Here is a 13,068-nt window from a genome sequence, read left to right as displayed (position 1 = left end):
ATGCCTTAGGTCCATTATAATTAGGATCGTGAAAACGTTCGTGTAGATAGTCAACGCCTGGATGATTTTCATCTGGGCAAGGATACTGAATGCCATTCATTTCTTCAAGTCTTTGGTACGGCATTCCTCCATACATATGGGGAGCAAGTTCACGTACCTCTTCCCAAATTTGTTCACTAGATTCATAGGACATAGGGTAACCAAGGCGAGTAGAAAGGTCGCAAAGAATTTCCCAATCTTCTCTTGCTTCTCCCTGTGCATCGACTAATTTTCTAACACGTTGTATTCTTCTCTCTGTGTTCGTATAAGTGCCTTCAACTTCTCCCCATGATTTTGCTGGAAGAATGACGTCTGCTAATTCAGCCGTTTCTGTCATGAAGATATCTTGAACAACAAGGAAATCTAGGTTACTAAATGCTTTTTTTGTATGATCCATATTTACATCTGCCAAGATTGGATTTTCTCCAATGCAATATAGTGCTTTTACTTGGCCTTCTTCCATTTTTTCTAGCATTTGCGTTTGAGTTCGACCGTTGTATGTTGGAAGCTTAACACTCCAAGCGTTTTCAAATCTTTCTCTTACCTTTGAATCTGATAGAGGTTGTGCACCAGTTAGCATATTAGGAAGGCAGCCCATATCTCCAGCTCCCTGGACATTATTCTGTCCGCGAAGAGGCATAATACCAGACCCTTCTTTTCCAATATGGCCACATAATAAAGCTAAATTAGAGATTCCAAAAACGTTATTTACTCCGCAATGGTGTTCAGTAATTCCAAGTGTATAGGCAATCATGGCTTCTTTGGCACAAGCATAAGCTCTAGCTGTATTACGAATCTGTTCAGCTGGTACACCAGTAATAGTTTCAGAGAATTCTGGAGTAAATTTCTCAACTTCTTTTTTAAGTTGTTCGATTCCATTGGTATATTGATTAATGAAAGATTCATTATAAAGATTTTCCTCTATAATGACATGAATCATGGCATTTAATAAGGCAATATCAGAACCAACACGTAATTGAAGGTGATCATCACTAAATTTGACCATATCTATTTTTCTAGGATCAATCACAATGATTTTAAGACCTTTTTTTCTAGCTTGCTTCATTCGATTAGCAATAATCGGATGGGCTTCTGTAGTATTGCTTCCTATGATTAATAGCAACTCAGATTTGTCAAATCCATCTGCATTATTCATTGGAAAGCCTGAACCAAATACGGTTGCCAGACCGGCAACGGAAGGAGCGTGTCACGTTCGGTTACAACCGTCAATATGGTTGGATTGAATAGCTGTCCGCATAAATTTTTGTGTAACAAAATTAGATTCATTGGTTGTACGAGCACATGCAAACATGGTTATAGCATCAGGACCAAAATTATTTTTAATATTACCTAATCTTTCAGTAATTAGTTGTAAGGCTTCATCCCAGGAAGCCCTTTGAAACGTACCATCTTTCTTAATCATTGGATGAGTAAGTCTTTTTTCTGAATGAACGTATTCGAAAGCAAAGGCCCCCTTTATACAAGTTTGACCTTTATTAACGGGGGCTTCCTTATCCCCTCTAATTTTCATAATTCGATTATTTTCAGTTTCAACTAACAAACCACACCCCGTTCCACAGTAGCCGCAAATCGTTTTAATTGGTGCTGATGAATTCAATCTCCTCACTCCTTTGAAAGCGTTATCAACCCTATTTTATCAAACAATAGACCGAATAGGTGACGGAAATGTGAATTGATACAAAAAAATATTTTTGACATGATAAGAAAACACTTAAAAGTCCTTTAATTCAAATATTAAAGGTATTAGTCTAAAAATAGGTTTCTGTCTTAGTACATGTCTCTCCTTTTATTCATAGGTTATTAGTGAACCTATCAAGAAAGGAGATGGAAATTCATGCATCACAAACCATGGGGAATGAATCATTGTCACCCTACTAAAAAGGTGGTATATCCAACAAAGTATTGTGTAAATAACAATTTCACGTATGAGGAAGTAGATCATATTCATCCAACTCACACTACGGTGGTAAATCATCACCATGTGGAAAATAAACACTTCTTCCCATATTCAAATTCTGTGGTAAATACGGGAAGCGAATCTTCAGTTGCTTTTCCTCCTTACCCAGCTCCTGCACCAGTAACACCACCTGTTACTGGTCCAATGCCAGGCCTTGTCCCTAATGTTAACACAGCAGGTCCAGCACCTTTTCCTGGAGCGCCAGGAATGGGGACTCCTTTCCGCAAAAAATAATGAAATTCACTCAAAGGTTTGCTCTAATAAGAGCAAACCTTTGTTTGCAGATAAGAAAGTACTGTTATAGTTGTACAATTTAAGATAAAATGATACTAGTAATACTCAAAAACTAAGGATGCTAAAGATGAAAACGTTAGTAATTACAGGTTATAAAGCAAAGGAATTGGGGATATTTTCTAATAAAGATCTAAAAATAACAATAATTAAGGAAGCATTTAAAAGAAAATTGATACCTTTGGTTGAAGAGGGACTGGAATGGGTCTTATTATCTGGACAACCTGGTATTGAGCTTTGGGCAGCAGAAGTAGTGGTGAATTTAAAGGATGTGTTTCCCATTAAGCTAGCTATTATTCCTCCATTTAAAGAATTTGACCAATATTGGTCGGATGGGGACAAAGAAATATATCAATTTATACAGCAGCAGGCAGATTTCAACCAGCTTCTTTATCAAAGAGAATACATAGGACCATTTCAGTTTAAACAACGAGATGAATTTTTTATTCATAAAAGTGATGGATGTCTTGTACTATATGATGAGGACACTCATGGATCTCCTCATTATTTTATGAAACAAGTAGAAATCATGCAAAATAAAGGGCTTGATTATAAAGTCATGACTATTACACCTTTTGACCTTAATGAAATGGCAGAGGATATAGTAAGGGAGAATCCCGATTTTTTGAAGGGAAAAGGAAATTGACAAATTGTTACGGTTTTGAAAAAATAAAAAAAAGTTACTAATTGAGGTGAAGTATGAATGGTAGAGCGTATACAATTAAATGGAAGTGAGATATTAGATAAAGAATTTAAAGTCGGCATTAGAGGATACAATCAAGAAGAAGTGGATCAGTTTTTAGATGTTGTCATTCAAGATTATGAAGTTTTTCAGCAAGAGATTGAGAGATTGAAGCAGGAAAATGAAAAATTGAAACGAATAGCTGATCAATCAACACGTCGTTCATCAGCTGCTGCTCCGCAAGGACAAGTGAACTATGATGTCCTTAAACGTTTATCAAATCTTGAAAAGGCAGTTTTCGGTCATAAATTTTCTGATTAATTTTCAAAGAAATATTTACCAATGACATAATGATAAATTCATGTTAGTATTGATTTTACGGTTTACACAGTAAATGCTCGAGTAATCGCTGCATGTTTCATGCAGAGGAAAGTCCATGCTCACACAAGCTGAGATGCTTGTAGTGTTTGTGCCTGGTGAATTCATAAGCCAGGGTAGTCCTTTTTGGGCTAACGGCAGGGAGGGGACCTAAGTCCTTTTGGATATGGTTTTCATACCTTGAAAGTGCCACAGTGACGTAGTCTTTATGGAAACATAAAGAGTGGAACGAGGTAAACCCCACAAGTGAGCAACCCAAAATTAGGTAGGGGCACTTCCTCAGTGGAAATGAACACGTGAGGGGGACAGGCACATAGCCTGTAGATAGATGATTACAGCCGGAGTACAAGGTTGACCACCGTTTGTAGTACGAAGGTACAGAACATGGCTTACAGAGCATTTACAGGTCAAACAAACCATTTACGTACTTATATACGAACTCTTTCCAATAGGAAGGAGTTCTTTTTTAACAGATAGGAAAGTATAAAATTTGTCCAGCTCCAGCGCCCTATCGACTAGAGTCGGTTCCCTCCTCTCCATCGATAAGTCAACATCGATTCACTTCGTGAACCGTGTTTCCTATATCTCGCTCGATGAGGTCCACCGCCTTACGTCGATGATCGAGGGCGCTTGCGCTTTTCTTAGTTTAATGGAAAAACTGTATATATTAGCGTGTTATCTTTGTTTGTTTTTGATATAGTGTTCTTGAAAGGAGAATGACAATGAATGAGGTGACTTTGATTGCAACTGCCCCCATGGGGTTAGAGTCTATAGTTGCACGTGAAGTAAAAAATTTAGGATATGAGCCATCTATTGATAATGGGAAAGTCATATATAAAACAGATCCATCCGGAATTGCCAGATCAAATTTATGGCTTCGTACAGCGGACCGGGTTAAAGTTTTAATTGGTGAATTTGAGGCAGTTACTTTTGACCAATTATTTGAACAAACAAAAGCATTGCCATGGGAAGACTATATCCCTGAAAATGGAGAATTCCCGGTAGTTGGCAAGTCTGTTAAATCAAAACTTTTTAGTGTATCTGATTGTCAAGCTATCGTGAAAAAGGCTATTGTGGAAAGATTAAAGCAAAAGCATGGGATTGCCTCTTGGCTTGAGGAAACAGGGGACTTGTATAAAGTTGAAATTGCTATACATAAGGATAAAGCGACTTTGACGATCGACAGCTCAGGATCAGGACTACATAAACGCGGATATCGAAAAGGCCAAGGAGAAGCACCACTTAAGGAAACCATGGCAGCTGCGCTAGTTTTACTTACGAATTGGACAGGTGATGATCCATTTGTTGATCCTTTTTGTGGTTCAGGAACTATTCCGATTGAAGCGGCTATGATTGCGCAAAATATCGCCCCCGGGTTCAATCGTGAATTTTCAAGTGAAGGTTGGGGATGGATTGGTCGCAGCGTATGGGAGCAAGCTTTTGAAGAAGCAGAAGAGAAAGCAAACTATGATCAGAAGTTTACTATTGTTGGCTCGGATATTGATCATCGCATGGTTGAAATTTCCAAGCAAAACGCTGCAGAAGCAGGATTTGCTGATTTAATTTCCTTTAAGCAAATGCAGGTGAAGGACTTTTCTTCGAAAGAAAAAAACGGATACTTAATTGGAAATCCGCCCTATGGAGAACGCATTGGAGAACGAAAAGCTGTAGAGGAAATGTATCGTGAGTTAGGGGAAGTAATGAAACAATATCCAAGCTGGAGCGTCTATATACTGACCTCTCACCAAGATTTCGAAAAACTATATGGTCAAAAGGCTTCTAAAAAGCGAAAACTATTTAATGGGTTTATCCGTACAGATTATTATCAATTTTTTGGTCAAAAAGAGTAGGGGGAAGAGGAATGAGTAAAGATCAAGCAAAGCAAGAGTTTACTAATTTAATGAAAGAAATGAAACAGTATGAAGAGGCTATTGCTTTAATGGCGTGGGACCTTCGAACAAAAGCACCTAAAAAAGGGATTGAACAGCGTTCAGAAGTGATCGGAATGTTTGCTCAAAAAGTCCATCAATTATCAACTTCAGATGAGATGAAGCGTCTTTTGGAGGAGTTAAGAGAAGAAACCGATGATCCCATTTTAAAAAGATCTGTTGAACTTGCCAAAAAAGATTTTGAAAAAAATGAAAAGATTCCTGATCAGGAATATAAAGAGTTCGTCATGTTACGGTCTAAGGCAGAGTCCGTTTGGGAAGAAGCTAAAAATACAAATAATTTTTCTTTATTTGAACCTTATTTAGAAAAAATTGTGGAATTTAACCGTCGTTTTGCAAATTATTGGGGATATGAGGATCATATATATAATGCCTTGTTAGATCAGTATGAGCCTGGAGTTACCGTTCGAATTCTCGATGAGGTGTTTCCTCCAGTGAGAGAAAAGCTTACTGAGCTTGTTCAAAAGATTCAACAATCTGATGTTGCGATTGACTCTTCTAAAATCTTGTTGCCTTTTCCAAAACAACAACAAGAAAAATTTAGTTTAGAAATACTTAAAGCTATGGGATACGACTTCTCAAGTGGGCGCCTAGATGAAACAGTTCACCCATTCGCCATTTCGTTAAATCCTTTTGATGTTCGTGTAACCACAAAGTATGACGAAAAAGATTTTAGAACAGCTGTTTTTGGCACCATCCATGAAGGTGGTCATGCTTTGTATGAACAAAACATTGATCAATCCTTAATCAACACACCAATGGCCACAGGGACGTCCATGGGTATCCACGAATCCCAATCCTTATTCTGGGAAAACTTTGTTGCTAGAACAAACGCCTTCTGGGAGAAAAACTATGACCTGTTTAAATCTATAGCTCCAAGTGATTTTCAGGAAATCGAACTACCCGAGTTTTATAAGATGATTAACGAAGTAAAACCTTCCTTCATTCGTATTGAAGCAGATGAACTGACATACTGTCTTCATATTATGATTCGTTATGAAATAGAAAAAGCACTAATCAGTGGGGAAGTACAAGTGAAGGATGTACCTGAGCTTTGGAATTCCAAAATGGAGGAATACTTAGGAATTAGACCTGCAACTGATAGTGAAGGGGTTTTACAGGATATTCACTGGGCAGGAGGAGATTTTGGATATTTTCCATCGTATGCCTTAGGATATATGTATGCTGCTCAATTCCGTGATAAAATGAAGGAAGAGCATCACGTTGAAGAGTTAATCCGACAAGGGAAGCTATCCGTAATTAAAAAATGGCTCACGGAAAATATCCATCAATACGGAAAAATGAAAGAACCTCTTGAAATTTTAAAAGATGTAACAGGAGAGTCCCTTAATCCTGACCACCTTATGAACTATCTAGAAGATAAATATTCGAAGATCTACAAATTTTAATAAAAGGCCAAGGTAAGGCTATAATGTTAAAGGAAGCCCAAGTTGGGCTTCCTTTAACTATTTCCTATGATAGATCTAAATGGCTCAGATCCTGGTGGTGAATTTTGAATAATATCGATAAATGGTATGGTATAGGCTAATAAAATTAAAGCAACAGTTATTCCAATCCATAATTTCCAATTATCAAAGATAGCAGGTGATTCAGGAGCATCCTTTTCAGTTTCAGCAATAGGGAACTCTTCCACGCCTTTCGGTGCGAAGTATAGCATATAAATAAAGATATACGCCATTAGCAAAATACCAATAAAAAGAATGGTTCCTCCAATAGCTTGAGCATATTGGTATCCAATCCATTCAGCTGCCTGCTCTGTTCCACCATAATCAGAGTAAGAAGAACGTCTTGGTGCGCCAAGGAGTCCTGCAATATGCATGGATCCAGACATAAAGAACATTCCAACAGTCCATACAATCGTTTGAATGATTCCTAGTTTATTAGTCTTTTTATCTAAAACTCTTCCAGTTAAATGTGGTACTAACCAATAAGAAATACCAAAGAAGGTTAGCATCACTGTAGTCGCAACAGTTAGATGGAAGTGTCCTGTTACCCAAATCGTATTATGAATGACTTGGTTTAATTGGAAGGAAGCATTGATAAGTCCGCCGGTTCCTGCAGGAATAAAAGCAAGCATCCCAATCATAGGAGCAAAGAAGCGAACATCTTTCCAAGGCAAGCCTTTAAACCAGCCAAAGATTCCAGTATAACCTTTTGCTCTACCAGTCGTTTCAAATACTGCGAACATGGAAAAGGCAGTTAATAACGATGGAATGACTACTGCAAAAGTTAAAACCGTCTGAATATATTTCCAAAGGGAACTAACACCAGGTTCTGTTAACTGATGATGGAATCCAACTGGAATGGAGAAAAGTAAGAATAAAATAAAAGCAAGTCGAGCTAACGGTTCACTAAAGATTTTTCCTCCTATAATTTTAGGAATGATACCGTACCATGCCATATAAGCAGGTAGTAACCAGAAATAAACAAGTGGATGGCCAAAATACCAGAATAAGGTTCTGCTTACCAAAACATTGATACTGTCTACCATACCCAATGACCATGGAATAAATTGAAGTAAGACCGTTGCCGCAACACCTAGAGTAGCAATAAACCAAATGGCCATATTCACAACAACCATGAAGGCGAGAAGTGGTCCTGGTTTTCCTTTGTTTTGCTTTTTCCACTTATAATATTGTACAAAGTTTAGAAATACAGCAATCCATGATCCCACAACAACAAGTGCTAAACCAATATAGAAAGCAGGATTAGCTGCTAAAGGTGCATAAAATGTATAAAGAACAGATGCTTTTCCCAATAGAATCGTAATGGCAGTTATAGTGGTCCCTACTAGCATTACCCAAAAAGAAACCCATCCCCATTTTCTTTCCTTATCAGTCATTCCTAGTGTCTTTTTAATTAAAGCGAATTGAAACCCTATAATAAAAAATGTAGTAAGTACAAGTCCTAGAATGACACCGTGTACAGTTAATACCTGATAATATTCAATCCCAAAAGGAAGTTTAAATTGTCCTGTCCGAACAAATACTTGAAGTAAACCCATTAGTCCCCCAATTAATAAAGAGGCAAAGGCCACCCACATAAATGCTAAAACAAGTCTACTTTCTTTTTTACTAAAATCATGAAGTCCTAAACTCATTCTTCATACACCTCTACTTTCCCGTACATCATGTGATGACCTAATCCACAGTATTCATTACAAACAACGGTATATGTACCAGGATTGTCTAATGTAACTTCCAATGAACTGATATACCCAGGCTCCAACATCATATTGACATTCGTGCCAGCCACTTCAAATCCATGAATAACATCAGTTGTAGTCCCGGTAAAGCGAACGGTTGAACCTACTGGAATTCGAATTTCTTTAACAGAAGTACCATTTTCATCTGTACCAAAATTGTAGTTAAATGCCGAAGCAATTAAATTTACTTCATAATGGTGGTCATCAATTTGTTTAAGTCCAAGATTTTCATCTTGAAAGGTTTCATGTGCCTGAACATTTTTGGGATCAATGGTCTCCATATGGGAAGGTGGTTCAGTTCCTTTGATAAATGCGGTAATCCCTAGTAGTAATAAAAAGATGACAAGTGATCCTCCGCCAATATAAAGCCAAATTTTTTCGTATTTGTGTAAATGCATGTTCTATCCCCCTCCAATCTACTTATCTACCAACAAATAATCCCCAAACAATGAACCAACTAATAATAATAAATGCTCCTAAGCCTAATACGGCGTAAAGAGTACCTTTAAGTTCTGGTTCTTGTTCTTGAACTTCTACTTTTTGATCCTGATTTTTTAATTTTGTAGTAGGCATCTATTCTCCCCCTTACCGTTTCAAAATTCGAATACCATTTCATCTTACATGATAAATCCGTTAAATCCATCACTTATTCACATTTTTCACAAAATGTTCACTTAATCCGTTAAACGTTGGTATACAAATGTTTTTAAGGATTTTAAGAGAAATAAATTTGATTTATTGTGACGAAAAAGTGACAATTTATATATTTTTTAAAGTAAAGAAGTTGTTCGAAATGTTTTTTTACTATAAAAAAAACACAGGATCGCGAAATGAAAATCAAAAGTGATATAATTGAAAATAATGCCAAAAGGAGATGAAATTATGTATTTACCAAGTTTTCGATTAGATGGCAAATTGGCAGCTATTACGGGAGCAACAAAAGGAATTGGAAAAGCTTTAGCTCTCGGATATGCAGAGGCAGGTGCCGATGTAATACTTATTGCAAGACAAAAAGAAGGATTGCGGGAAGTAAAAACAGAGATAGAAAAGATAGGAAGTAAAGCCTATGTTATTCAATCAGATGTCAAGGATTATGAATCCATTATTAATGAAGTAGATCATATTTGTGCCAATGAAAAATCTATTGATATATGGGTGAACAATGCAGGAATGAACATACGGACGCCAGCACTTGATGTAACAGAGGAGGAGTGGGAGAGGATTGTAACTACGAACATGAAGAGTGCATTTTTTCTTTCGCAAGCGGCCGCGAAGCGAATGAGTAAAAATGGTCATGGCAAAATTATTTCGGTGTCATCTGTAGCTGGTCACGTAGCTCTGCGAACAGGAGTTGTTTATGGGATGACAAAGGCTGGAATTATACAAATGACCAAAACTCTAGCGTTAGAATGGGGGAAGTATGGAATTCACGTGAATGCCATTGGTCCCTGGTATTTTCCCACTTCTTTAACAGAAGAGCTGCTTCAGAATGAGCAATATGTAAAAGAAATTTGTGACCGAACTCCTCTTGGAAGAATCGGAGAACTTAAGGAACTTGTGGGAGCAGGTGTTTTCTTAGCAACGGAAGCAAGTAATTACATAACAGGTCAGACACTTTTTGTTGACGGCGGAATGACTATTTATGGATTTTAATCACTTTTATAATGAGCGTTTCCTTTAAAAAGGATTCGCTTTTTTATTTTGTTTATTATTGGGTAATCTAAGGAAAAGGAGGAATTAAACTTGGCATATATTTTATCTATAGGAACAAGCCTTCCAGATCATGAATATTCTCAAGAAGAAATCAAGTCTTTGGTAAAAAGTTTATTCCGAAATAAGATAGATCGGATTGATCGCTTTCTAAAAGTTTTTGATCATGCTCAAATCGAAAACCGTGCTTTCGCAGTTCAGAAAGAATGGTTTGATAAGAATCACTCTTTTGATGAAAGGAATCAATTATATCATGAAGTGGCAAGTCAATTGGCGATGAAAGCTATCCAATCTTGCTTTACTAATACAGAGATGCTTACCAAAAATATAGAGGCTTCATCCATCGATCGAATTATATTTGTCTCGAGTACTGGGATTTCTACACCAACCATTGATGCTCATGTCATGAATCAGCATTCCTTCCGGATGGATATACAGAGAATTCCAATTTGGGGGCTAGGGTGTGTTGGTGGTGCATCAGGCCTTGGTTTAGCACATGATTTAGCTACTGCTTATCCAACCGAAAATGTACTACTAGTATGTGTAGAACTTTGCAGCCTCACGTTTCATCCGAATGACCTAAGAAAAAGTAATCTTGTTGGTACGGCTCTATTTTCTGACGGGTGCTCAGCGGTTCTTGTAGTGGGAGAAAAGTCCAAATTAAGATTACATGCTAAAAAGGAACTTCCTTATATTTCAAAAAGAAGTTCCATGACACTTAAAAACTCACTTAATGTGATGGGGTGGAACATCGATAAAGATGGTTTACAAGTCGTATTTTCTAAAGACATCCCGACTATAGTACGTACTTTTTGGAAAGATCATGCTCATTTATTTATGAAAGATATAAATAAGACTTCTAAGGATTTTGATTTCTTCGTGGCACATCCCGGTGGAAAAAAAGTACTAGAGGCTTTTGAGGACGTTTTGGAATCAGAAAATGGTGAGTTTAAATATTCATATGAAGTGTTGAGAAACCATGGAAATATGTCTTCTCCTACAGTATTGTTTGTACTTAAAAAATGGATGGAAGATGAAAAACCAGCTGGATCTCGAGCATTACTATCAGCACTTGGTCCTGGTTTTACTTCTGAGTTAATGGATTTAGAATGGAGAGAAGTACAATGAGAATTTTATTATATATCATTCTTGTTTTTCAACGGCTGGGAGAACTGCGATTGGCCAAAAGAAATGAAGAAAAAATGATTCAACTAGGTGGTTTCGAAGTGGAAGGAAGCCATTATAAGGGGATCAAAGGATTACATATCCTCTTTTTTTTATTGATTATAAAGGATGGAACATTTGTTGGGAAAAAACCACCATTTTTAAAATTAATGTTTTTTCTATTTCTGTTGCTTCAATTTGGAAGGTATTGGTGTATTCACACGTTAGGAGAAAGATGGAATACAAAAATCATTATTCTTCCCAATAGTGAGCTCATTAAGAAAGGTCCTTATCGCTGGATCAATCATCCTAATTATTGGATTGTAGGATTGGAATTTTTTGTAATATCCTTTATATTTCAGGCCTTTAGTTTATCCATTCTATTTCCGATTCTTCATTTTTTAATTATGAAATACATTCGAATACCTGCAGAAGAAAGAGCTTTAACAATATTGTGAAAAGTTTGTCGGACTTATGACAATCTCTTTAGTGAGATTGAATGGGGAAGAGGAGGATGTTATAATTCGGTTAGAAGTGATAATCATTTTCAATAAACTCTAAAGGGGAGTTTGTTATGTTTATATTAATCGGTTTTACTATTTTCCTATATGTCACTTTAACTGTTTATATTTTAGCAAAGATTAAATCAGAGTGGGCCATCCATGTCATTCAATTATTAAAAGGAAATCGCCCATTAAATAGTAAAGAAATTAGAAAACATTATGAAGAGGTCGTCATGTCTAAGTAGTGGAAGCCCTACCATCGGTACGGGCTTTTATGTATGTAGAGAAGACCTGAGGTGAGAGTGTGAAAAACAAAGGATATAATTTGGCTATTTATTTGGATGAGCTTTGGGAAAAAGGATTCAAATTGAAGGATGATCAAATTCGGTTTATCTATTTTGGAAAACAATATACGGGAGCCGTTGACTTTTGGGTTATCGTTGCAGTTAGTGCGACGATCCGAATAAAGTACCAATTTGATGGCAGTTATTATATGGCAATCCTAGAGCTTTTTAGTCAAGAAAAACCAAAAACAAAAAAGCAAGCATGGCGTATTTTGGAAAAAAGAGGAGTGTTACCTACAAAACAAAATAAAATTAGGAATGGATAGCTTTTCTTGCAAGTTGATCTGCTTTTTTATTTTGGGATTCAGGAATCCATTTCACAAACACGTATGGGAATTTTTCCATAAGCGCCACACCTTTATCGAATAATGGTTTAAATTGATCGTTCGGGCAGTATTTTGATTCCATACATTTTTCAACAATTTTAGAGTCGGTTCGAATAGAAAGAATATCTATCCAGTCATTAGAAATACATATCTCTAGAGCATTTATAAATGCCCAAAATTCCGCCTGGTGATTATTACAATTTTCAATTAGAAGACTATATTCATAGTTTTCTTTTTGTTTTTTAATGAAGATACCAATGCCGCTTGGCCCGGGATTTCCTTTGCTTGCACCATCAATATAAATCTCAATCATTTACATTTCTCCTTGTGAACCTCTCCAACTAATTGCTTACGTAATTTGATGAGCATCCCTTATCTTGAATACAGTACAAAACAAGCACGATTAAGCCATTTTCGGTGACTTCATTGCCATTGCCTGAGGAAGACTAATTAACGAAGATAAAGTTTGTGATGTTCT

At 36.7% G+C, this 13,068-nt stretch carries 14 protein-coding genes, 1 other RNA gene and 1 pseudogene; 11 read left to right on the top strand and 5 right to left on the bottom strand.

The features are described 5' to 3' along the window. Positions 1 to 220: 220 nt before the first annotated feature. Positions 221 to 1,666 (bottom strand): annotated as a pseudogene (locus tag RZN25_12760) (molybdopterin-dependent oxidoreductase). A gap of 228 nt (positions 1,667 to 1,894) precedes the next feature. Between RZN25_12760 and RZN25_12755 the strand changes: the two are divergent. From RZN25_12755 to RZN25_12730, 6 genes are all read left to right on the top strand, one after another. After that, a complete protein-coding gene (locus RZN25_12755) occupies positions 1,895 to 2,251 on the top strand; it encodes a CotD family spore coat protein (protein MEQ6377685.1) in 357 nt (118 codons plus the stop codon). A gap of 127 nt (positions 2,252 to 2,378) precedes the next feature. Continuing rightward, complete coding sequence (locus RZN25_12750; GenBank protein MEQ6377684.1) at positions 2,379 to 2,954, top strand: SLOG family protein; 576 nt, start codon at positions 2,379 to 2,381, stop codon at positions 2,952 to 2,954. Positions 2,955 to 3,011: 57 nt separating this feature from the next. Beyond that, a complete protein-coding gene (gpsB, locus tag RZN25_12745; protein MEQ6377683.1) occupies positions 3,012 to 3,311 on the top strand; it encodes a cell division regulator GpsB in 300 nt (99 codons plus the stop codon). A gap of 73 nt (positions 3,312 to 3,384) precedes the next feature. After that, positions 3,385 to 3,765: RNase P RNA component class B (gene rnpB, locus RZN25_12740), an RNA gene on the top strand. Between the two features lie 325 nt (positions 3,766 to 4,090). Next, positions 4,091 to 5,218 (top strand): class I SAM-dependent RNA methyltransferase, encoded by a 1,128-nt coding sequence (locus RZN25_12735; protein ID MEQ6377682.1) that lies wholly within the window; start codon positions 4,091 to 4,093, stop codon positions 5,216 to 5,218. Between the two features lie 11 nt (positions 5,219 to 5,229). Then, positions 5,230 to 6,726 carry a carboxypeptidase M32 gene (locus RZN25_12730; protein ID MEQ6377681.1) on the top strand — a complete coding sequence of 499 codons (1,497 nt, stop codon included), beginning with the start codon at positions 5,230 to 5,232 and terminating at the stop codon, positions 6,724 to 6,726. A 53-nt stretch (positions 6,727 to 6,779) separates the two neighbouring features. On the opposite strand, the gene RZN25_12725 is transcribed toward RZN25_12730, so the two are convergent. The 3 genes from RZN25_12725 to RZN25_12715 are packed head-to-tail and all read right to left on the bottom strand — an operon-like array spanning position 6,780 to position 9,116. Further along, positions 6,780 to 8,438: a b(o/a)3-type cytochrome-c oxidase subunit 1 gene (locus RZN25_12725; GenBank protein ID MEQ6377680.1), complete on the bottom strand. Its 1,659-nt coding sequence runs from the start codon at positions 8,436 to 8,438 to the stop codon at positions 6,780 to 6,782. Next, a complete protein-coding gene (locus RZN25_12720; GenBank protein ID MEQ6377679.1) occupies positions 8,435 to 8,941 on the bottom strand; it encodes a cytochrome c oxidase subunit II in 507 nt (168 codons plus the stop codon). The genes RZN25_12725 and RZN25_12720 overlap by 4 nt, the downstream gene beginning before the upstream one ends. 22 nt (positions 8,942 to 8,963) lie before the next feature. After that, positions 8,964 to 9,116, bottom strand: coding sequence for a cytochrome c oxidase subunit 2A (locus RZN25_12715; protein MEQ6377678.1), 153 nt, complete (start codon positions 9,114 to 9,116; stop codon positions 8,964 to 8,966). A 309-nt stretch (positions 9,117 to 9,425) separates the two neighbouring features. On the opposite strand from RZN25_12715, the gene RZN25_12710 reads away from it, so the two are divergent. The 5 genes from RZN25_12710 to RZN25_12690 all read left to right on the top strand — a co-directional run bounded on the left by RZN25_12710 (position 9,426) and on the right by RZN25_12690 (position 12,530). Next, positions 9,426 to 10,196 (top strand): glucose 1-dehydrogenase, encoded by a 771-nt coding sequence (locus tag RZN25_12710; GenBank protein ID MEQ6377677.1) that lies wholly within the window; start codon positions 9,426 to 9,428, stop codon positions 10,194 to 10,196. A 90-nt stretch (positions 10,197 to 10,286) separates the two neighbouring features. Next, entirely contained in the window at positions 10,287 to 11,381 is a 1,095-nt protein-coding gene (locus RZN25_12705; protein ID MEQ6377676.1) for a 3-oxoacyl-[acyl-carrier-protein] synthase III C-terminal domain-containing protein, read from the top strand. Further along, positions 11,378 to 11,875 carry an isoprenylcysteine carboxylmethyltransferase family protein gene (locus RZN25_12700; GenBank protein MEQ6377675.1) on the top strand — a complete coding sequence of 166 codons (498 nt, stop codon included), beginning with the start codon at positions 11,378 to 11,380 and terminating at the stop codon, positions 11,873 to 11,875. The genes RZN25_12705 and RZN25_12700 overlap by 4 nt, the downstream gene beginning before the upstream one ends. A 116-nt stretch (positions 11,876 to 11,991) precedes the next feature. After that, positions 11,992 to 12,165 carry a hypothetical protein gene (locus RZN25_12695; protein ID MEQ6377674.1) on the top strand — a complete coding sequence of 58 codons (174 nt, stop codon included), beginning with the start codon at positions 11,992 to 11,994 and terminating at the stop codon, positions 12,163 to 12,165. 59 nt (positions 12,166 to 12,224) lie between these two features. Then, positions 12,225 to 12,530, top strand: coding sequence for a DUF6123 family protein (locus RZN25_12690; protein MEQ6377673.1), 306 nt, complete (start codon positions 12,225 to 12,227; stop codon positions 12,528 to 12,530). On the opposite strand, the gene RZN25_12685 is transcribed toward RZN25_12690, so the two are convergent. After that, on the bottom strand, positions 12,517 to 12,903 hold the full coding sequence (locus RZN25_12685; GenBank protein ID MEQ6377672.1) for a reverse transcriptase-like protein: 387 nt from the start codon (positions 12,901 to 12,903) through the stop codon (positions 12,517 to 12,519). The two genes, RZN25_12690 and RZN25_12685, sit on opposite strands and share 14 nt — an antisense overlap. Positions 12,904 to 13,068 lie beyond the last annotated feature (165 nt).

The sequence above is a fragment of the Bacillaceae bacterium S4-13-56 genome (assembly GCA_040191315.1).
GTDB lineage: Bacteria > Bacillota > Bacilli > Bacillales > JAWJLM01 > JAWJLM01.
The sequence above is the reverse complement of the archived record's forward strand: the minus strand, read 5'-3'. Positions and strand labels throughout refer to the sequence as shown.

Excerpts from the sequence above, each read along its gene's own strand:
- RZN25_12755 (MEQ6377685.1), top strand. The coding sequence starts at position 1,895 with ATGCATCACAAACCATGGGGAATGAATCATTGTCACCCTACTAAAAAG.
- RZN25_12700 (MEQ6377675.1), top strand. The coding sequence starts at position 11,378 with ATGAGAATTTTATTATATATCATTCTTGTTTTTCAACGGCTGGGAGAA.
- RZN25_12730 (MEQ6377681.1), top strand. The coding sequence starts at position 5,230 with ATGAGTAAAGATCAAGCAAAGCAAGAGTTTACTAATTTAATGAAAGAA.
- RZN25_12750 (MEQ6377684.1), top strand. The coding sequence starts at position 2,379 with ATGAAAACGTTAGTAATTACAGGTTATAAAGCAAAGGAATTGGGGATA.
- RZN25_12725 (MEQ6377680.1), bottom strand. The coding sequence starts at position 8,438 with ATGAGTTTAGGACTTCATGATTTTAGTAAAAAAGAAAGTAGACTTGTT.
- gpsB (MEQ6377683.1), top strand. The coding sequence starts at position 3,012 with ATGGTAGAGCGTATACAATTAAATGGAAGTGAGATATTAGATAAAGAA.
- RZN25_12735 (MEQ6377682.1), top strand. The coding sequence starts at position 4,091 with ATGAATGAGGTGACTTTGATTGCAACTGCCCCCATGGGGTTAGAGTCT.
- RZN25_12710 (MEQ6377677.1), top strand. The coding sequence starts at position 9,426 with ATGTATTTACCAAGTTTTCGATTAGATGGCAAATTGGCAGCTATTACG.
- RZN25_12715 (MEQ6377678.1), bottom strand. The coding sequence starts at position 9,116 with ATGCCTACTACAAAATTAAAAAATCAGGATCAAAAAGTAGAAGTTCAA.
- RZN25_12685 (MEQ6377672.1), bottom strand. The coding sequence starts at position 12,903 with ATGATTGAGATTTATATTGATGGTGCAAGCAAAGGAAATCCCGGGCCA.
- RZN25_12695 (MEQ6377674.1), top strand. The coding sequence starts at position 11,992 with ATGTTTATATTAATCGGTTTTACTATTTTCCTATATGTCACTTTAACT.
- RZN25_12720 (MEQ6377679.1), bottom strand. The coding sequence starts at position 8,941 with ATGCATTTACACAAATACGAAAAAATTTGGCTTTATATTGGCGGAGGA.